We start from the raw sequence: 20,847 nt of genomic DNA on the forward strand, positions 1-20,847 counted from the left end.
CTTTACCAAATTCAAATTATTTGGTTACTAGTTCCCGCACATATTCTTGGTGAAATTCCAAAGCTACTTTGTCGATAGATTCGTAAGCTTCAACGGTCTTAATTCCAGTTTTATGTAACTGCTCTTTCGGACAATCACCAATCTTGGCAACTAAAACTGCTTTACAATCAGAAATTGCTTGGATGATATGGTCGAGAGTGGCTTCTTCGCCGTATCCACCTTGACAGTAGCGGTCTATTTTGCGGTGAGCGACGAAAGTTACTTCATTACCGTCTACTTCGTATATTTGGAATTCCTTTGCATGACCAAAGTGTTGGTTAACAATTCCACCACCTTTGGTTGCTACTGCAACTAAAATTTTCTCATGACTGACAGCATTTTTCTCTGCTTTTACCTTTTCTTTGGCATTTTGCAGTTCAATTCTAAATTTCTCAATACCTTCATGAACTTCTTGGCGTTTTTCCAGATCGTATTCTGGAGCCATTTCCATGAACTTATCTTTGGTAAATTCTTGGCTGCGATCTTCCCCTAATAAACCTACTGCATCAGCACGACATTGACGACAATGACGCATTAATTTGATTCCACCAGAACATTTATCTTGTAATGCTTTCAATTCTTTGGGTGTGGGACCGCGCTGACCTGTGAGTCCAAAGTGAGTACCATGTTCCGGTGCACTAATCAGAGGCATAATGTTGTGCAAGAATGCACCATGTTCACGAATTACTTGATTGACTTCAGGCAAATGTTTGTCGTTTATTCCCGGAATCATTACCGAGTTAACTTTACAGAGGATATCCGCTTCTTTCAAAGCTTGCAAACCTTCCATCTGCTTCTGATGGAGAATTCTTGCTCCTTCTATACCTCTGTAACGTTTGCGTTTATAGTGAACCCAAGAATAGATTTTTTCTCCAATTTCAGGATCCACCATATTAATGGTGATGGTAACGTGATCTATATTTAGTTCTTTGATGCGGTCTACATATTCGGGAAGCATGAGACCGTTGGTCGATAAACAAAGTTTTATATCTGGTGCTTGTTCTGCAATTAATTCAAAAGTACGGAAGGTTTTTTCGGGGTTTGCTAATGGGTCACCTGGTCCAGCAATTCCCAAAACAGTCATTTGGGGAATTTTACCGGCAACAACCAATACTTTCTGTGCAGCCTCTTCTGGGGTTAGTAATTCACTTACTACTCCCGGACGGCTTTCATTTGCACAATCATACTTGCGGTTACAGTAATTGCATTGAATATTACAAGCCGGTGCAACTGCTACGTGCATCCTAGCATAGTGATGGTGAGCTTCTTCGCTATAACAAGGATGTTTTGCAATTCTTTCTTTGAGCTTATCGTCCATTTCTACGGTGGTTTCGCTGCTGCATCCGCCGCAACCACCAGAGACAGTCGAATTTTTATCCTTTGTAGGGTCCGTAGTTGAAGGATTGATGATTCCTGAAGACAGTGCAGACATTGAATTTCGCAAAAATTGGTGGACTAGCTGCCACGGGGAAAGATGTTTTAGCTAACCCGTTGAGTTGTTGAGGAATAGAAGCCGCACTTGGATCGCACTTTGCCTACTTCTTTCCAGTAGAGTGCAGGCAAATGTTTTGATCTAAAAGTTCTCGGCTGGTGTGTGTCAAAGCTTGAGAATTGGGAAAATCAATGTACTTCCAAGCACGACTTCCAGTTCACAGGGGCATGGTGCTATCTCATCCCTCCACTCACTTATCACGTTAGGTTCGAGAACTTAATCAAAATTGAGTAATTGACTTGGTTCTTGGGAACGCGTTAAGTGTTTGGCGATATATGATTTATAGCAATCACCAAAATTGAGCACTTTACAAACCACTCGGATAAGATTTATTAAGTTTATTAAACTTGTACTCAAAATCTCAAACCCAGGTATATTAAACGATTAAGAAAATTTAAATTTTTTTCTCAGCTAGGGTACTAGTATTTCCAGGGATAGCTACTGGATTTTTTCAGTTCGGGGACAATATTTTTTTGTACTCATTCATTAATTCACCATTGCTTTGCGCATGCTCAGAGAGCTTATCGCTATTTCCAAAACTTCCAACTTCCACCGATCTCAATCTCTACTTCTTCTAACTTCCACCGATCTCAATCCCTACTTCTTAGAGTCTCAATTCATTTGAATCCCTGGGAATAATAATTAATCCAGCCAAGCCCCTAATCTACAATCCCTTTCTAACCCACCGCTACGTCGATCTAATAAAACCCTAATGATTCTTCATATTTTTGATATATAGGAACCCTGAAACTTGAAAAGTCGGACTTGAAAAGCTAAGTCTGAAAAACTGGAGCAGTCTACGGAGCAGTACCACTCCAGTTATGTGCGAAATTCAATTCTGTATCTAAGATATCACTTTTTTTTTGCACAAAAAATTCAATTAACCCTTTCTTAAACTTTGTCCTTAAAACTGAAGTGATTTCCCCTGATTTTTTGCTATATCAGTAGTTTAAATCGATCCAACATGAAAAGTAAATGAGAATTATTCGCTATAAAATTCGATATTACACCTTTAAATGGGATCTATATAATCCTTCTCTTATGGCTGATAAACGCCTATATCAACGTCAGAGCCATCATCTATAGAAGGATAAATTTGCAATGCTTCTTGGAATCAGGAAGCATTTATCTAAATGTTATAACCAAACTTAAATAATTATCAAGCAAGTGAGTAAAGATTAATGAGTTTTATCCTAATGGGTGATGAGTAACTCAATTTAATTTACAGCCATTGACGAAAATTGGAACGTAATCCGTGAGGGAGATATCCAGCGTCAGACTAAGGTGAACATTATCAATTTAAAAACAGCTTTAAATTAAGCAGGAGCTACTATCAAGGATGTTGTGAAAGTTAACTGGTATCTGACTGGAATGGCACGAAGTTAAGACTCAAACCTTGAACTGATGGGGAGTGTGGGGAGTGTGGGAGGTGTGGGAAGTGTGGGAGGTAGCTTTATGCAACAACCTGCATTAATTAAACTCCCCCCTCTCCCCTCTCTACCCCCTCTCCCCACACCTCCCGAACACCCCGCGCCTAGCGGCGAACAGCTTTTCTTAGTGCCATTCGTATCTGACTGATATCAGCCATTTTCAGACTGTGCTAGAGGTAAGAGAGCAAATGTTTGAAGGTAACAGACCAGCAAAAGTGCAACAATTCCTGTAAAAAGCTTGTATGATAAATTTTTGTTTCTTTTAACTTCCTGTAATAATTTTGTGTACAGAATATCTCCATTAGCACTAACAGCTTTGTGATTGTTCGTTGCTAAGTTCAGAGAAAAAGAAACAGGGCAAACCCATCTAAAATTAACAAAAATAAATGGACAAAAACTTTGATTTATGTACTTGACGTAAAAATAAGATTTTTCGTTAGTCTTATTGTTTTAAGCGTGTATGGAAGGTAAAAAATTTCAGACCATAGATTCTCAATTAATAGGATTTAATGCGAAAAGTAGGGTTTTATTGAGAAAATAGCATTTTTATTGACAAGATGCGTTCGCCCTGGGAAAAGAAACATAATATGAGAATTTTAATTGTAGAAGATGATGATCGCATTGCCAGACCCTTGGCTCAAGATCTAAAACATCAACATCATGTTGTAGAGATTGCAGCAGATGGTGTCGAAGGATGGGAATACACTCAAGCAACGAAATATGACTTAATTTTATTAGATTTAATGTTACCCAAACTAGATGGTATTAGTCTGTGTAAAAGATTAAGGGAAGCTAGATATAAAGCATTAATTTTGATGCTCACAGCAAAAGATACCACCACCGATAAAGTCATAGGTTTAGATGCTGGAGCTGATGATTATCTGGTTAAACCTTTTAAATTAGATGAATTAGCAGCACGAATCAGGGCTTTATCTCGCAGAAGTCTGGAAACCAAATCACCGATTTTAAGTTATAACAAGTTGCAGCTCGACTCCAATAGTGCAGAGGTTAGCTACGATGGAAAAAATATTGCTCTTACGATCAAAGAATACATGATTTTGGAACTATTTCTCCGTAACCCAAATCAAGTATTTAATCGTTCGGCAATATTAGAGAAATTATGGGAATTTGACAAAGTTGTCCAAGCCGGAGACAGAACTGTCACAACACACATTACTAATTTGCGACGCAAACTTAAGGATGCAGGAATGTCAGAAAATTTTCTGGAAACAGTTTATGGGATGGGTTATCGTCTTAGTCGTAAAAATAATTGATAAGTACCGACGGCAAAATGAATTTAATATTTTTATCAACATAGAGAACAGTGAATAGGTAGTATAGCCCGATAGTAAATGTATGAATCTACTTAAAACTCCTATAAAATTCAAATTCAGGTAAATCTTTACCCTTTCTTGACATTTTCGAAGTACAACACTTTTTATCAAAGAAAAGCTGAGATTTAAAAACGGCAGGTTTATAACTGACGAGTGTTGAACTCTTAGCTTGATTGCAAACTTTTCGAGAATATAAAGTAAAGATAACCGTGAAAACATTACTTCCAGACTTCAAGCAAGCAAAATTTGACTCCAAAAATTCGACTACCATCAATAATCCCTATTTTCCTTTAGTCTCAGGTACTCTTTCTACCTATGAGGGGAAAGAAATTGATGAAGATACCGGTGAAGTTGAGTTGGAAAAACGGGAAGTTCTTGTTACTAACGATACTAAAGATATTCTTGGCGTTACCAGTCGAGTAGTACAAGAAAAAGAGTTTGAAAATGGTGTACTCAGTGAAGAAACACTTTCTTACTATGCTCAAGATCGAGAAGGAAATGTTTGGTTACTAGGTGAGGATGAAACTGAGTATGAATATGACTCCCAAGGTAATTTAGTTAATACTGATAAATCTGATTCTTGGTTAGCTGGTCAAAACGAGAATCTTCCCGGATTGATTATGGATGCTAGTCCGGAAAATGGTGAAGCTTATTACCAAAGATTTGAGATTGGAGAGCAAGAACAAGAGCAAGCAAAAATTGTTGATACTGATACTTCTATCTCTAGTAAATTTGGTCAATTTGAGGATGTAATCAAAATTAAAGAATTTTCTGAATCAGACGAGTTTGAATATAAATACTATGCAAAGGGTGTTGGTGAGGTGTTTACAGAGGAAATCGATGATGGTGAAGTAGATTTTTCTTCTTCTCTAATTAAGGTTCAAGATATCAACCAACCTACAGCAAGTAATCCTGAAACTATTTTTGGTAGTCTTGGTGCAGACGCTATTGAAGTTGATGGTAGCAATCAAATAATCTTTGGTGGTGCTGATGCTGATTTGATAGATGCTTCTATTAATAGTGAAGGTGGTAATCGTATTTATGCTGGTGGTGGTGATGATACTCTAATTCTGGGTGCTAGAGATAGAGTTGTTGGTGGTGCTGGTGCAGACCAAATATTTGTGACAAATGGTGGTGACAACACTATTACCGGTGGTGCTGGTGCAGACCAATTTTGGATTGCTACTGCTGAAACTCCTGATATTGCTAATACTATCACTGACTTTACAAGTGGTGAAGATGTAATTGGTTTAAGTGGTTTGGGAATTGGATTTGAAGATTTAAGTATTACTCAAAATGGTGACAATGCTCTTATTGATGCTAACGGTCAAGATTTAGCAATCTTACTGGGTACTGATGCTGCTAGTATAACTGCAGAAAACTTCGTTATCGTATAACTATTTACTATTAGCTCAGAAAATTAAAAATAGGTTAGTTATTGCCAAAAGTTTACCAGATTTATTATTACGCCAAACAAGCCCTGCTATCATACCAGGGTTTTTCTTGTATTTTTTCAATCAGTCTTTACTATTTGATACTTACATATATAAAAAATCGACAAGTGAAGATAATCTTTTCAAGTTCTTGACATTTACCCTGCAAATTAATATTTCTAGTTAAAATTCAAAACTTCCTTAGATGACTAAAAATAACATTTCTTTACTTTTAGCTGGTATTGTTGCTATTACCGCAGTTACAGCTTGTAGTCCGAAATCTAACCAAGAAAGCGTAACAGAAATATTAAATGATGAATCAGAACAAATAAATGATCTAAGAGAAGAACGAAGAATTGCTAAATACAAATCACTGGCGAAAATTACTCACGAACAAGCAAAGCAAGCAGGAGAAGCAGTAATTGGAGGGAAAGCTAATGAAGTTGAGCTAGATATTGAAAATGGTGGTCTTGTATATGATGTAGAAATCGGCAATAAAGAAGCAATAATTGATGCGGGTACCGGCAAAGTTCTTTACATTAAATCTGAAGAAGAAGAGGAAAAAGCCAAAGCTGATAAACCCCGTAGCAGTATCCGAATTCCTGATGATGATTCTAAGTAAAAGCTATTTACAGTTGATAAAATTTTACCAACTTCTAGACAACTTTCTATAAGATAAAAATAACTAATTGATTAATTCAATAAATTGAAGAAATTAATAAAGAAAATTGAAACTACAATTAATTACATTAGGATTATCACTATTGATACCATTGTCAGTTCAAGCGAATACTGTAATACATGGTGAATTTGACTATGATATCAATGAGAGAAAATTTACCGAATGGCAACTTGGTCCTGTATTTTCAATTGGTGAAGATACGGAAATCGAGATACCAATTGGACAATCAGATGGAGAATGGGAGTTATTCCCAGAATTAAAACGCGACTTTTGTGCAAGTGAAAGCTGTTCAATTGAAATAGGTATTGGTTTTGAGATTCCTCTCAATAGTGACAAGACTCAACCCTTCGGTAAAGTAGAAGCAGAATTCGATTTATAAATTAAATCTCCAAAACTAAACCTACAAAACTAGATCTACAAGACTGATGATATTGTTAGGATTCTCACTCCATGTTTGAAAAAACTCGCTATCAGTTAACAATTGCTTATGTAGGAGTATTAACTGTTATTTTGGTCGTGTTTACCGTCGCTGTCCGCTTTACTTTTATTAATAATCTTGAGAATCAATTAACTGATAGGTTGAGAAACTTAGCAAAAGCTGCTGCTTTTAATATGGATTTAGAATATGGAGGGCTAGAGGTTGATGAGGATGAAATATTAGTCAGGAAAAACCAAGCAATAGAGTGGTTTGACACTCACGGTAAGCTGGTAGCTAAGCAAGGAAAGTATCGTTTAAAGCGATCGCTTAATACTAAGCAAGCAATACAAACTCAAAACGCTCCTTACCCAGTTCGTGGCTTTACTGGACTTGTTAAAGATTTAGAAGGAAAGAAAATAATTGGTTACGTTCGAGTAAGCGAATCCCTAACTGAGTTAAATGATACCATTCGTGGCTTAGATGTGGGATTGGGTTGTGGAGTTGTAATTGCACTAGTCTTAAGTGGTTTTGGTGGAATTTGGTTGACTAGTCGTGCAATGAAACCAATTGAAGAAAGTTTTCAACGACTCAAGCAGTTTACAGCAGATGCTTCTCATGAGCTACGTAACCCTTTGATGGCGATAGAAACTAATGCTTCGGTCGCATTAAAATATTCAGAAAGAATGCGAGAAGAAGATAAAGAAAAATTCAGTGCAATTGCTGCTGCAACAGATCAAATGACTAGACTTACGGAAGATTTGTTGCTTCTAGCACGTACTGACAAATTCAGTACAGTTAATCAAAGTTTGGTACATCTAAGTTTGATTTTGTCTGACTTGATCCAATTATACAAACTGACGGCGGAAGAAAAAGATATTACGCTGACTACAGAACTTACTGAAAACTTGTATTTATTAGGAAATGAAGCACTTCTGGAACAAGTTTTTGCTAATTTACTACAGAATGCTCTCTACTATACGCCTGCTGGGGGTGCGATCATAGTTGAAGCTAATCGAGTTAATTCTAAAATCGTCATCAATTTCAAAGATACAGGGATAGGAATTGCACCAGAACACTTAGATCAAATATTTGAGCGATTTTTTCGAGTAGATACATCCCGTTCCTATAAAAATGCTAAATCAGGATTAGGTCTTGCTATTGTTCGAGAAATTGTTCAACTACATAAAGGTAAGATTTCTGTGGACAGTGAGTTGGGAGTTGGTAGCTGTTTTACTGTTTCTTTTACTGACTGGAGCTTAGTTACCGGTGCGAAACTTCAAACCTTTACTACAGACTGATATACATCAAATTCTATTTGCATCCACTCGCAAACTAGAGGGTTTTTTTTAGTAAATATGAACTAAATGTTCCTGAAAATCTGCGTTTGTTAACGCACAAAGCGTGAGACGCACCGTTCACCTCTGGTGCCCCTCAGGCGAACACCCTAGGTGCGTTAAAATAGGCGCGCCACAAAGTGGCGCTTTAGAAATAAAAATTATTTACATTTTCTTGTCATCAATTCTCTTACGATAAAAATTATGGCGTTGCTGAATAGAGAATGCTAATCAAGAAATTAAGTTATTGAAACATTAATTTTTCGTAGATATTTGCACCAAAAGCATTACGCACTCACCAACGCCAAAATTATTACTTAAGAAATGTAAATGTACAAGTTAGGAGTTGCAAAGTATAGGGGTCAAGTAAAAGTAAGATTTTAGATTCTCATAGGTTTTTCTAATATCTGGTTAACTTATAAAGAAAGATGAATAGTATTTCTATATACAAAAAATTGACATCTTAAAATACCTTTTCTTAGTTTGAGTACAATTTTAGAATTATGTAAGTAATCCAAATAGATACCGCAAAAATAGCTGTAAATCTTTGAGAAATAGGGTTTAGGGTTGAGTACATTAACTTCTAATGGTCAGCCCGAAAAATACTAGAACCTTGGCTACATTAATTCTAGGAGCCTTACCCGAATAAAATTTTTAAGTTTGCATTATTAACTTGTCCTTTGGCTAAATTTTTCCTTGAGTTTGAATCTCTACAAGTCCAGATAAAAGTACCTTTAAGAGCGAATCCTAACTTTAGGACTATCCACATTTTTAGGTTGTTACAATCGAGATTGTAAAGTATTGAGTACAAGTTTAATAAAACTAATAAAATCAATCTTCGACTAATTTATTTTTTGTTCAGAGTTGTTTTGGTATAAGCAGAAAAACAGTACGTTTCTTCACAAGCCTTAACATTAGCAATGCAAAAATCCGACTACCGGCTCGACAAGTTCCTAATTGAGACAATCTCAGACGAGCCTGTGCTGAATTGTGCAATTGAGGATATGGATAAAGCTGAGAAACTGGGTAAGAAAATTAGTTTTGAACCAATTTGGAGTGATTTTCGTATTATCTTCGAACGGGATCCAGCAGCACATAATTGGCTAGAAGTACTGTTTTGTTATCCTGGGTTGCATGCGTTATGGCTACACAGAATCGCCCATTGGTTATACGAATGTCAAATAAGTTTCTTTCCACGTTTAATTTCTCATATTGCTCGATTTCTCACCGGAATTGAAATTCATCCTGGAGCCAAAATTGGTAAAGGTGTATTTATAGACCATGGTATGGGAGTCGTAATTGGAGAGACTGCCATCATTGGAGAGTATTCACTAATTTACCAAGGTGTGACCCTCGGGGGAACAGGTAAGGAAAGTGGTAAGCGACATCCGACCTTAGGTAAACAAACAATTATTGGTGCTGGGGCAAAAATTCTAGGAAATATCCATATTGGTGATCGCGTCCGGGTTGGTGCAAGTTCTGTTGTATTACGAAATGTTCCTTCAGATTCAACTGTGGTAGGTGTTCCTGGTCGTAATATTTCCAGGACTCAGAACTCTCCCCTTTATCCTTTAGAGCATGGGAAACTACCCGATCTAGAAGGAAAAGCAATTATTTCCTTGTTGGAACGTGTCGAAAGAGCAGAAAAGCAACTACAAAGCCTCACTCTGCAATTTCAAGAACAAGAACTTAAAGAACAAATTCAACAAAAAAAATCTCAAGCAAAAGAATTCAAGAATGAAAACTCAAGAATGAAAGTTTCAAAAACAAGAACTCACAAACCAGAACTTGTAACCAAGGAACCTCCCAAATGTCACATTACGACAGCCCAAAAACTATAACTGTTCGCTTGTGCTTAGAACTTCCCGTTGGAACTCGCTGGCAAATTTATCATAGATTGCAAGAACTCAAAATTGAATGTTCTTGTTCTGATGATGGTTCCCTACGAATTAAAGTCAATCAGTTTGAAGATTTAGTTTTACTGCAAAGCACTCTAAAGCAATTTACAGCTTCCCGACAAGAACTAATTGACTGGTTAGATAAATGCTGGAACTTATAATCTTTGAATATACTTTGATTCGATGTATAAGACTACACAATCAGTTTAAGACATTTCTAAATCCCGCAAAGCTATGATTTGTAAGCTTTTACTGTGCTTGCGCTCCCCTAGAGGCTTATAGCTGCGCTACCTGTGGCTCCGCCGACACCATAAAAGCTCTAGCTGCGCCGATCCGAGAAGTTAGTTCATAAGCGCCGTCACCCTATGCTAATGACTTGGGCGTAGCGCCACAAATGCTTTGGAATCAAGCGATCGCTCTTTTCTCAGAATGCCGGAATCTAAATTTAGATTTTTTCAAGAGAATTTTTCATTGCTTGGCAATATCATAAATAGATACGTGTCCAAGTAATGAATTAGAATCTCACTTTAGTTGCTACTAAATCATTACTTGATACTCATTATTTTTCTTTGAGTTTTAGGTAATGGTACTACCCCCTACACCAAAAAGTAACATTTGCTGCATACTGAAAAACAAATATTTTTCGATACTGATTTTTCTAAAAAAAACCCCAATTCTTGGGTTTCTTTTGTAGTGAAAATATTAAATTTTCCTGAAATTGTTCTCAGAGTTAAAAATCATTTTCCGAAATCATCAGTATAAAAGGAGAAATATTTATTTATTCATATTTTCTAATTAAATTCTAAGTATAAGGACTAAACGTTCCATGATGTTTAACTATCGTCGCGATCGAAAATTCATAGTTTTTTTGCAAAATGAACTGGAACTATCAAACTCAGATATAGCTGTTGCGTTGCGACATCGAGAATGTGACAGTGCTCGTTTACCAATGCTGCTATGGCAATATGGCTTAATTGATTTGGAACAGTTAGAACGAATTTTTGATTGGTTAGAAAAGCAGGTTTAAGTGAATCTGCAAGTGAAATCTGTGTTTAAGCATAAATATTTTGGCAAATATGTTACCCACTATCAGTAATTGCCTAAAACTAGGACCAAAATCAATAAAGAGATTAGGAAATTTTCCCACTATAGGTACTATCAAAATGAATCAAGTCCTAATCAATGACACCACTTTACGCGATGGTGAACAGGCTGCTGGCGTTGCTTTTAATTTAGAAGAAAAAATTGCGATCGCCAAGTTTCTTGATGCTATTGGTCTTGAAGAAATAGAGGTTGGAATCCCAGCGATGGGTGAGGAAGAACAACGCGCAATCCAATCAATTGCAGATTTGGGCTTATCTGCAAAACTTTTGGGTTGGAATCGTGCTGTGATTTCCGATATTAAAGCTTCTATGGCTTGTGGTCTGAAGCGAATGCATATTGCTATCCCCGTATCTGGAATTCAAATTGCGACAAAGTTTCAAGGTCAATGGCGGATCACATTACAGCAACTCAAAGACTGTATTAGTTTTGCTGTGGATAAAGGCTTTTGGGTCGCGGTTGGTGGTGAAGACTCCTCCAGAGCTGATGATGAATTTCTTTTAGATGTAGCCCTTTACGCCCAAGAATGGGGTGCAAAACGTTTTCGCTTCTGTGACACAGTAGGAGTTCTCGACCCTTTTACCACATACAGTAAAGTTAAACGTCTAGTATCAGGCTTACGAATTCCTGTAGAGGTTCACACCCACAATGATTTTGGTTTAGCTACAGCTAATGCTCTTGCTGGACTTAAAGCCGGAGCTTTAAGCGTTAATACAACTGTTAACGGATTGGGTGAAAGAGCTGGTAATGCAGCATTGGAAGAAGTAGTAATGGCAATCAAACGAATGTATGGGGTTGATTTAGGTATTGATACCCCTCGTTTATTAGAGCTATCAAAACTTGTTGCAAATGCATCTGGTTGTCGAGTTCCACCTTGGAAAGCAATTGTTGGTGAAAATACCTTTGCTCATGAATCTGGAATTCATGCTCATGGAGTTTTAAAAAATCCATTTACCTATGAGCCTTTTGCACCAGAAGAAGTAGGTCGCGAACGTCGTTTAGTCGTAGGTAAACATTCGGGTCGTCACTTAATATCTAATTTACTGAAGCAACATGGCATTTTCCTAAGTAAGGAAGAAACTCAATCTGTTCTTGATGCAGTTCGACAGTGTTCGATGGAGAAGAAACGTAATCTCACGACCGAGGAGTTGTTGGATTTGGTAAAAATACAAAAATATTCCCATGCAATTAGATGAACTTGAATTACATTTACCTCCAGTATTCGATATTGGAGATAAAGTCCGGATACGAAAGCTGATCAAAAATGATGGTACCTTCCCTGGTAAACAAGTTGGTGAAGTTTTAGCGAACATAGGAGATGTTGGCTATATCGTTAGTATTGGTACTTACTTACAAACTGCCTACATTTATGCAGTACATTTTTTGGATAAAGGTTATGTTGTCGGTTGTCGAAAAAGAGAATTAGAGGCTGTTGAGACTAACCCAGAGAATGACGAACAATGAACAGAAAATATAAGAAGCTTAAATGATAACTGACGGGTGATAACTGAAACAAAGTATTACAAATCTAACAGTGAGGTTTTCAATGAAAGTAATGTTGCGTGAAAATTCTGAAGGAACTCTAATTGTTTATGTGGCAAAAAAAGACCTTGAGGAAGAAGTTGTCAAACAAACTGATGGGTCAGAAGGTAAAATTTTTACTTTAGCTAATGGTTGGGAATTAGTTTTTCCCGATCTACCAGACCCATTACAGTTACCTAAAACAGTAGAGGCTAGAAGGTTAGCCTAGTTTTTTTGAGTTGTGAGTTGTGAGTTATGAATTGTTATATTGTGTCCGCTTGTAAAGAAATTCTTGATCTAGTGTTCTTTGGAGTGCTAATAGGCTATGGGCTTTCCATCTAACTAGCGGTCGCAATCCATAACACTTTTGAGTGGCGCTCAAGCAGGCATTGTATTCCTATACCTAACTCTTAACTCTATACTCTCCACTCATTAAGTGTCTTAATATATGCGTGTTAATATATACTATGTATTTTTTAGCTTGGTTTTAATTTTACAGTTCTATATGAGTCGCTTTAAATGCATAGCTTCAAGTTTATAGCTCTAAAATTTATTGTTGCAGAATTGAGAACAGAAAAAAATGGCTAAGCAAAACCTAAGGCTATCAGAATTTGAGCTTGAAGGTAAATTTCTAGGCTTTTTTAGAAATAAATCTGGAAAATTAAAGTATTTGAGATTAATGATTACAGCAGGAGATGTAAAAATTAAACTTCCGAAAAAATTACGGAATGCAGCAAGTTTATATTTAGTTCCTGGTGAAGAGATTAGTATTAGAGGTATCAGCAAACGGAAAATTAATAAAAATCATAGCAAAGTAAAACTGAAAGCTAAATTCATCAAGTCAGCTAATTTTTTCCCGAAGCAACATATAGAAGAACACTCAAAAGCCAAGATTTTGATTTGTCAAAAACCCCGTTGCATTAAAAGTGGTGGGAAAGATTTAGTATCAAAGCTAGAAAAAACTCTCTGTCAACAAGGACTTCAAGACCAAGTAATTATTAAACGTAGCGGATGTTTAAAGCGTTGTTCCAAAGCTCCTAACTGTGTTCTGGAAATGTCCGCAAAGAAATCTAGTAACAACCAGCCAGTACATCCAAAGAAAATTATTTCTCTATTAGAAAAATATGTAAGTTCTTAAATTACTACGAGCAAAACACATATGAGTCAAATAAATAGAGGTAGAACATTTTATGCTTTACCATAATACTTGTATTTTATACTACTTAATATTTAAAATTAATTAAATGTCTATTTTCTCTAAAATCCTGAACTATTATTTATTTTACATAGTCCAAATACCTATTAACAAAATTGCGTGAACTCCAATTCCAGCAGCAAACCAGCGGGAATTAGCGTTTTTAGGTGCTGGTAGTTCTTCCTAATGTAAATGAATTTTTAATTTTCTTTAGATTCGAAACATAACCATTTAAAACAAGTATTTGATATAACATGGAGCGAGGAAAAGAAAATAGGTATCTTTAATTTATCCGCTATTATCACCCTTAGGTATTTGCTGTATTCCACCGATTAAAAATCTGTCGTCTGAGATTTTTGCAATCTAATATCTTTCTCATAATTCTTTCATTTTTGCTATCCAAGTACTATAGTATAAAAATGAGAAGATTATGAGATTAGTTCTCGGGAGCTAAATGATAAATATTTTTAGGAGACAGCCCCAGGTATCAAAACTGGTAATAGCAGTTGGAATTGTATTTGGTTTATTGGTGAGCGGATGTAATAATTCAAACAATGTATCCTTTGACCAGGGACAAGAATCTAGTAATACGGGACAGAGTCCAGACGCAAAGAATAGGAAAATTATCCTGACAACCTTTACAGTACTTGCAGATATGGCTCGTAATGTTGCTGGGGATAAAGCTACTGTTCAATCTTTGACAAGACCAGGGGCGGAAATTCATGGATACGAACCGACTCCTAGCGACATAGTTAAAGCTCAAAAAGCAGATCTTATTTTAGATAATGGTTTGGGTTTAGAACGTTGGGCACAGAAATTTTATGGGAACCTAAGAGATGTTCCTCATGCAACCTTAAGTGAGGGGATAACACCAATAAATATCAGCGAAGATGCATATGCAGGAAAACCAAATCCCCATGCTTGGATGTCACCAAAATTAGCGTTGAGGTATGTAGATAATATTCGTGCATCTTTAGTAAAGTTAGACCCGGCAAATGCAGAGACTTATAATGCTAATGCTAAAGCTTATAGTCAGCAAATTAAGCAAGTGGATTTAAAGTTACAAGAAACTGTGGAAAAAATTCCTCAAAATAGACGTTTTATGGTGACTTGTGAAGGAGCATTTTCTTATTTAGCGAATGATTATGGTTTAAAAGAAGTATATTTATGGGCGGTTAATTCCGAGCAACAAGCAACTCCGAGACAAGTTGAAAAAGTAATTACAACAGTAAGGAAAAATCAAATACCTGTAGTTTTTTGTGAAAGTACTGTAAGTGCTGATGCTCAGAAACAAGTTGCTAAAGAATCGAATTCAAAATTTGGTGGTGTATTTTATGTCGATTCACTTACTGAAGAAAATGGTGTTGCACCTACTTATTTTAAGTTATTAGAGTATAACATTAATACTTTAGTTAATGGTTTAAAAAAATAGGGCTAATTTGAGATATTTTAAGAGTTAAAAAGTCATCATACTACTATATAGTAGATGCATCAATATCTTTATATTTTTCCATCAAATATTTGTATTTTAATGAAGATTAGTTGTAATAAATACTTTCATTGGGATAAATTATAATTATTATGTCTAGAATTGCGGTTCAAGTAGAAGAAGTTACAGTTACTTACAACGGTAAAGTTGCTTTGCATGGAGCAAATTTAGAATTAAAAACTTCTTCTATAAGTGGTTTGGTAGGGATGAATGGCTCGGGTAAATCAACTTTATTTAAATCAATTATGGGTTTTGTTAAACCCATAACTGGACGTGTTTTAATCAAAGGAATGTCGATAAGTAAAGCACAAAAACAAAATTTGGTTGCTTATATTCCTCAAACTGAAGATGTAGATTGGAATTTTCCGATTGGTGTGAAAGATGTAGTCATGATGGGACGCTATGGCTACATGAATTTTTTAAGGATTCCCAGTGCTAACGATCGCAGAGTTGTGCAGGAAAGTTTAAAAAGAACCCATATGGAAGAATTTAGCGATCGACAAATTGGAGAGCTTTCAGGCGGGCAAAAAAAACGAGCATTTTTAGCACGGGCTTTGGCGCAACAAGCACAAATAATTCTTTTAGACGAACCCTTTACGGGAGTAGATATTAAAACAGAAAAGGCAATTATTCAACTGTTGGTTGAATTACGAAATATGGGTCATACAATTTTAATTTCTACCCATGACCTTTCTTCTATTTCGACATTTTGTGATGACGTAGTATTAATAAATCGTACTATTTTGGCTTACGGTCCTACAGGAGAGATTTTTACAGAAGAGAATATTGCTCGTACCTTTGGGGGAATGGTACCGGTTGGGGGAATTGGTAATAAGTAATAAGTAATAAGTAATAAGTCATTAGTAATGAGTAATAAGTAACAAGTAATAAGTAATGAGTCATGAGTAATAAGTAATGTTAGCGGCTAGCGGTAGCCTACCGTAAGGTATTGCGGGCGCGTTAGCATTCGCCGCTCGCGGCGCGGTCTAGCGGGACACGTAAGTGTACACAGCGCACAGTAATGAGTAAAAGCTTATGCATTATGGCGTTAGCTATGTGGTAATTAATTGTTAATATTTTATATTAATTTTTTGTGGAGTTTTTTCAAATTTAGAAAATAATTTGACCGGTCAAAATTATGGGTATAGAAACAGTTTGGCAATGGTTTGTTGCACCTTTGCAATTTGAATTTATGATTAAGGCAATATTTGTAAGTGCTTTAGTCGGTGTTGTTTGTTCCATGCTTTCATGTTATATGACTCTCAAAGGTTGGGCTTTAATGGGTGATGCGGTTTCCCATGCAGTACTTCCAGGAGTTGTGATTGCTTATATTGTAAATATTCCTTTTGCTATTGGAGCTTTTATATTTGGCTTGGGTTCAGTAGTTTCAATTGGATTTATTAAGTCAAAAACTCGAATTAAAGAGGATACGGTAATGGGTTTAGTATTTACCGGTTTCTTCGCTTTTGGTTTGGTACTAATTTCTAAGACGCCAAGTAATATAGATTTAATGCATATTCTGTTTGGAAATGTTTTAGGTATTTCCGACCAAAATCTAATTCAAACAATCATAATTGGCGTTATTACTATAATATCTCTAACAGTTTTACGGAAAGACTTACTACTATTTTGTTTTGATGCGACCCATGCACGTAGTATAGGATTAAATACTACTGCTTTGTACTATATTTTGTTATCATTGCTTGCTTTAACAATTGTTGCAGCTCAACAAACTGTGGGAATTATTTTAGTGATTGCAATGTTAGTAACCCCAGGAGCAACTGCTTATATGTTGAGCGATAGTTTCGGTACGATGACAATCATTGCTGTTGCTTCCGGAGTATTTTCCAGTTTAATGGGAACCTATATTAGTTACCATCTTGACGCATCCACGGGTGGGTGTATTGTAGTATTACAAACTTTATTGTTTGTTGCTGCGATGATTTTTGCACCCAAACACGGAATGTTGGTCAGACATTTACAAGCACGGGGCAGGTAATTGATTATGAATCTGAATTTTTAACGGGGCTTGATTGTAATTGTGGTAGTACCAGTATGTCGAACATGGGCTAGTTTGTAGAAATCAAGTTGTGGTTGTGGAAGACAATAACTTTACAACATCAATCCTCTTTCTCTTCATACTCTTCTTTTGGCGAAGGTATTGAGTAAAATCTCCCAAAATGCGATCAATTTCAGGATGGAGGGGAAGACGTTCAAAAACGGTGAGATTGATTGTAAAACGAGGATTTTTACTCCACAGCTTCAAAATTTCTGCAAAAGCAGTCAACAAAATCGCAGAAGGAGTAAAACCAACATTTTTCCCTTTCTGTTTTAATTGCTCCCAAATATTGGGTTCGATTCGAGCACGGTAACGTTTAAATCGATAATCTTTTAAATCGCTGGGAAAATAGACTAAAGGTAATTCTGGTGCTGGAGGTAAATCATCCAAACGATTGAACCAGTAATTTTGCGATCGCCTGACCAATTCTGGATCTTGTCGTGTTTGCTTGTTAATTACATAGTCCCGGAATGATACCTCTAATGGTTTCAAAGAAAGTTCGGGATTCTGATAAAGTTGATTCCACTCCTGAAATAAAATTTGAACGCTAGCAGCATCCATCATCAATAAATCAATTTTGAAATGAAGCCGTATCCGACGATCGCTTAAATAAGTGGCTCGGATATCAAATAAAGGCCATTGATCGCAGGGTAACATTTGATGGGATAATTCTTCTCGCATGGTTGCGAGTATCCTTTCTGCTTCCAAATGTTCTACTCCTCGCAAATCCAGAGTAGAAATTTCATAACTGGGAACTTTCTCTAAAATCTGTTGCTCCCCAGTAGGTAGGACTATTGCTCGTAGCATATCGTGGCGATCGACTAATTTTCGCCAAGCTGCAGAAAGCCGTGATAAGTCTAAATTTTCCGATTCAAACTCGATATAACCATTAATAGCTACATCCCCTAAATCAAAGATCCCACTCCTTCCAATCCAATATGCTTGCTGAATATCAGTCAGCGGAAAAGGTTCGTAACGTCTGGTAAACTCTGGTTCAATTACTGGTAAAGAAGTAGTATTAATCTCGGTTTGACCGAGCAAACGTATAATATCTTGCTTATGCTCTGCTAAGGAGTTTTTTAACTCTGGGGTTAATGCTCCTTTTGGAGCTTCAATAATTAATTTCTCTTTTCTGGTTGATAACTTTATTCCCTGTCGGTCGAGTTCTTTTAAAAGTTCATTTCTATTCATAATTCTATTATTTCTGTATCATCATTAGATTCAGTAGATAAGGTTGATGATTTAATTTTTTTTAATGTCAATTGTTCATCTACGGCTATAGCTAATTCTGCGATATTAGTAGCTTCTACTAACAATTGCTTCATAGACACATTTACCCCAATTTGAGTTTGTAACTTATTTTTCAACTGTACTAAATTTAATGAATCCATCCCCAACTGGAAGAAATTATTATCGATACCCACAGCATCTATCTGCAGAATTTGTTGCACCATTTCAGCTAAAGTTATCTCCATCTCAGTTCTTGGAGGTGTTAAGACTGAATCAGGTTGAAAATTAAGTATATTAGGGCTAGGTAACTTCTTGCGGTCTACTTTCCCATTTGCAGTTAGGGGTAAAGCATCTAATGAAATATATTCAAAAGGCACCATATATACTGGTAACTTCTGTTGTAAATATTTCCTTAACTGTACAGAAATAGATTGGGAATCTTTGTCTTTTTTAGAGTTCAACCACTGTTTGGTTTGAGCTAAATCAATTTTGCCACCCACAAAACTATAAAGCAAAATCTGACTATATTTGAGCTTAAATAAATCTTTTATTTCGTTTAATTCCAGATAGCCAATGGGACATAAACCTATTTCCTGGTCCGGTGCAGATTGCATTAATAATTGACCGATGTTACCTGCTTCTAACAAACAAAAGTCTTTTGCTAATTCTCCATAAATTGGGGTAATAGCATTTAGTTCGCCAATCAAAAATAGTGAAAAAGCACCATTATCAAAAATTGGTTGATTGCCACGATAGATACTGCTATCAAAAATACTATTATCAAGAATATTATTATCAATTTCGCTGCGACCGCGAACTAATATCAAACGATGTTCCCGAGGATGATAGTAGTATATCCCTGCTTGGAGACCTTCTACTCCATTGGGTTTAATTAGCAAATAAGTTTGCACGGGGTAGAGACTACCAGCAGAAGGATAAAGATATTTTGGTAGAGGATAATCCTCCAATTTCATCTGCTGTAAGCAACTTAAAAACTGACTAAATTCTGTCAAAGAAATAGGTTTTTGTAAAAATTTCCGGTAGCTTTGACGTTTCAGGTAAGCTTGGGTGAGATCTTCATCAAATTCAGTTCTGGGTAATTGAATGCTGTGCTCAGAAGGTTCTATCTGTCGCAATCCTGGTTGCTTAAGCTTAAATTCAATCCGTTCTCCAGGATCTTGCAATACTCCTTCTTGTTGAGTCGGTTGGTAAGCTTCTGTAGGATTTTGAGTTGAGGGATTATCACTAACAACATAAGCTACAAGCTGTTGTTTATTTTGTGATTCTCCCACCGCAGTAACCACAGCTTGCTTAATTATGGGATGTTGTTTTAATGTCGCTTCAATTTCTCCTAATTCGATCCGATAACCATTGATTTTTACCTGAAAATCCGATCTTCCCAAAAACTCAATATTCCCTGAAGGTAAATATTTTCCTAGATCCCCAGTTTTGTATAATCTTTCCCCTGTGACCGGATGAGTGATAAACCTAGCATTTGTTTTTGATTCATCTCCCCAATAACCTAACGCTAATCCAATCCCACCAATATAAAGTTCTCCCACAACCCATACCGGAGTCGGTTCCATTAATTCATTCAATACATAAAACTGTTGGTTGCTTAAAGGTTTACCGTAAGGAATACTTTTCCAATTTGGATTTACTTTGTCAATTGGATAGTAAATCGACCAGATGGAAGCTTCTGTTGCTCCCCCCAAACTTACAGCACTTTTCAGGTAAGTGAGGTACAGTAACAACAGCTTGTGAACCAGTTTTTTAAATGCTTGGGATTGACTAAATCGAGGGCAGTTCTAATCAGAACATCAACCATTTTCGAATTGGTTGGAGAAAACTGACGTAGAAAAGCTTTGAGTTGTGACCACCAATGTTCTATTGGATTAAAATCAGGAGAATAGGGTGATTGGTAAAGAACACTTGCACCAACGGATTGAATCAATGGTTCAATTTCTATTACTTTATGGGCTGGAAGATTATCCATTACAACAACAGCACCTTCCCATAATTGTGGAAGTAGACACTTTTCTACAAAAACTTTAAATCCGTTTCCGTCCATGGAACCGTTTAAAGTCATAACAGCCAAGACTTGTTTTATACTTATAGCTCCAATAACTGTAACCTTTGCTCCCCGATAAAATGGCTTAAAATCGTATACCCTATATCCTCGAGGGCTCCGG

The 20,847-nt window shown here is 36.3% G+C and carries 19 protein-coding genes and 1 pseudogene; 16 read left to right on the forward strand and 4 right to left on the reverse strand.

Features of this window, described 5'->3' with window-relative positions; translation table 11 throughout:
- Nucleotides 1-16: 16 nt before the first annotated feature.
- Nucleotides 17-1,471: a nitrogenase cofactor biosynthesis protein NifB gene (nifB, locus tag BC008_RS36985; protein ID WP_027846473.1), complete on the reverse strand. Its 1,455-nt coding sequence runs from the start codon at nucleotides 1,469-1,471 to the stop codon at nucleotides 17-19.
- 1,464 nt (nucleotides 1,472-2,935) lie between these two features.
- Here nifB and BC008_RS50005 point away from each other — a divergent pair.
- The 16 genes from BC008_RS50005 (at nucleotide 2,936) to BC008_RS37060 (ending at nucleotide 17,365) form a co-directional block, all read left to right on the forward strand.
- Nucleotides 2,936-3,109, forward strand: a complete 174-nt coding sequence (locus BC008_RS50005; RefSeq protein ID WP_161938209.1) for a hypothetical protein — start codon at nucleotides 2,936-2,938, stop codon at nucleotides 3,107-3,109.
- Between the two features lie 439 nt (nucleotides 3,110-3,548).
- The gene (locus BC008_RS36990) at nucleotides 3,549-4,235 is read left to right on the forward strand and encodes a response regulator transcription factor (RefSeq protein WP_027846382.1); all 687 of its coding nucleotides are present in this window, start codon (nucleotides 3,549-3,551) and stop codon (nucleotides 4,233-4,235) included.
- 269 nt (nucleotides 4,236-4,504) lie between these two features.
- Nucleotides 4,505-5,692, forward strand: coding sequence for a calcium-binding protein (locus BC008_RS36995; protein ID WP_058184427.1), 1,188 nt, complete (start codon nucleotides 4,505-4,507; stop codon nucleotides 5,690-5,692).
- Nucleotides 5,693-5,933: 241 nt separating this feature from the next.
- A complete protein-coding gene (locus BC008_RS37000) occupies nucleotides 5,934-6,350 on the forward strand; it encodes a PepSY domain-containing protein (RefSeq protein WP_058184428.1) in 417 nt (138 codons plus the stop codon).
- Nucleotides 6,351-6,456: 106 nt separating this feature from the next.
- Complete coding sequence (locus BC008_RS37005) at nucleotides 6,457-6,789, forward strand: hypothetical protein (RefSeq protein ID WP_027846384.1); 333 nt, start codon at nucleotides 6,457-6,459, stop codon at nucleotides 6,787-6,789.
- A gap of 71 nt (nucleotides 6,790-6,860) precedes the next feature.
- Entirely contained in the window at nucleotides 6,861-8,126 is a 1,266-nt protein-coding gene (locus BC008_RS37010; RefSeq protein WP_058184430.1) for a sensor histidine kinase, read from the forward strand.
- 1,040 nt (nucleotides 8,127-9,166) lie between these two features.
- Nucleotides 9,167-10,003 carry a serine O-acetyltransferase gene (gene cysE / locus BC008_RS37015; RefSeq protein WP_153009727.1) on the forward strand — a complete coding sequence of 279 codons (837 nt, stop codon included), beginning with the start codon at nucleotides 9,167-9,169 and terminating at the stop codon, nucleotides 10,001-10,003.
- Nucleotides 9,973-10,221 (forward strand): Asr1405/Asl0597 family protein, encoded by a 249-nt coding sequence (locus tag BC008_RS37020; protein ID WP_058184432.1) that lies wholly within the window; start codon nucleotides 9,973-9,975, stop codon nucleotides 10,219-10,221. The genes cysE and BC008_RS37020 overlap by 31 nt, the downstream gene beginning before the upstream one ends.
- A 668-nt stretch (nucleotides 10,222-10,889) precedes the next feature.
- Nucleotides 10,890-11,087: a DUF2949 domain-containing protein gene (locus BC008_RS37025; protein ID WP_058184434.1), complete on the forward strand. Its 198-nt coding sequence runs from the start codon at nucleotides 10,890-10,892 to the stop codon at nucleotides 11,085-11,087.
- Nucleotides 11,088-11,223: 136 nt separating this feature from the next.
- Nucleotides 11,224-12,357, forward strand: a complete 1,134-nt coding sequence (gene nifV, locus BC008_RS37030) for a homocitrate synthase (RefSeq protein WP_027845134.1) — start codon at nucleotides 11,224-11,226, stop codon at nucleotides 12,355-12,357.
- On the forward strand, nucleotides 12,344-12,625 hold the full coding sequence (locus BC008_RS37035; protein ID WP_027845133.1) for a nitrogen fixation protein NifZ: 282 nt from the start codon (nucleotides 12,344-12,346) through the stop codon (nucleotides 12,623-12,625). Before nifV ends, BC008_RS37035 begins: the two co-directional genes overlap by 14 nt.
- An 82-nt stretch (nucleotides 12,626-12,707) precedes the next feature.
- Complete coding sequence (nifT, locus tag BC008_RS37040) at nucleotides 12,708-12,911, forward strand: putative nitrogen fixation protein NifT (protein WP_027845132.1); 204 nt, start codon at nucleotides 12,708-12,710, stop codon at nucleotides 12,909-12,911.
- A gap of 351 nt (nucleotides 12,912-13,262) precedes the next feature.
- Nucleotides 13,263-13,820: a (2Fe-2S) ferredoxin domain-containing protein gene (locus BC008_RS37045; RefSeq protein WP_027845131.1), complete on the forward strand. Its 558-nt coding sequence runs from the start codon at nucleotides 13,263-13,265 to the stop codon at nucleotides 13,818-13,820.
- A gap of 511 nt (nucleotides 13,821-14,331) precedes the next feature.
- The gene (locus tag BC008_RS37050; protein ID WP_058184436.1) at nucleotides 14,332-15,309 is read left to right on the forward strand and encodes a metal ABC transporter substrate-binding protein; all 978 of its coding nucleotides are present in this window, start codon (nucleotides 14,332-14,334) and stop codon (nucleotides 15,307-15,309) included.
- A 149-nt stretch (nucleotides 15,310-15,458) separates the two neighbouring features.
- Nucleotides 15,459-16,205, forward strand: a complete 747-nt coding sequence (locus BC008_RS37055; protein WP_027845129.1) for a metal ABC transporter ATP-binding protein — start codon at nucleotides 15,459-15,461, stop codon at nucleotides 16,203-16,205.
- Nucleotides 16,206-16,504: 299 nt separating this feature from the next.
- Nucleotides 16,505-17,365: a metal ABC transporter permease gene (locus BC008_RS37060; RefSeq protein ID WP_027845128.1), complete on the forward strand. Its 861-nt coding sequence runs from the start codon at nucleotides 16,505-16,507 to the stop codon at nucleotides 17,363-17,365.
- Between the two features lie 84 nt (nucleotides 17,366-17,449).
- Here BC008_RS37060 and BC008_RS37065 read toward each other — a convergent pair whose 3' ends face one another.
- From BC008_RS37065 to BC008_RS37075, 3 genes and pseudogenes are all read right to left on the reverse strand, one after another.
- A complete protein-coding gene (locus BC008_RS37065) occupies nucleotides 17,450-18,616 on the reverse strand; it encodes a condensation domain-containing protein (protein WP_027845127.1) in 1,167 nt (388 codons plus the stop codon).
- Nucleotides 18,613-20,376: pseudogene (locus BC008_RS37070) on the reverse strand (nitroreductase family protein); the annotation flags it as partial. The gene BC008_RS37065 and the pseudogene BC008_RS37070, both read right to left, overlap by 4 nt.
- 8 nt (nucleotides 20,377-20,384) lie before the next feature.
- Nucleotides 20,385-20,847 (reverse strand): IS630 family transposase (locus BC008_RS37075; protein ID WP_058184442.1); only part of this gene is annotated, 463 nt, incomplete at its 5' end.

Origin of the sequence: Mastigocoleus testarum BC008 (assembly GCF_001456025.1) — a bacterium.
GTDB lineage: Bacteria > Cyanobacteriota > Cyanobacteriia > Cyanobacteriales > Nostocaceae > Mastigocoleus > Mastigocoleus testarum.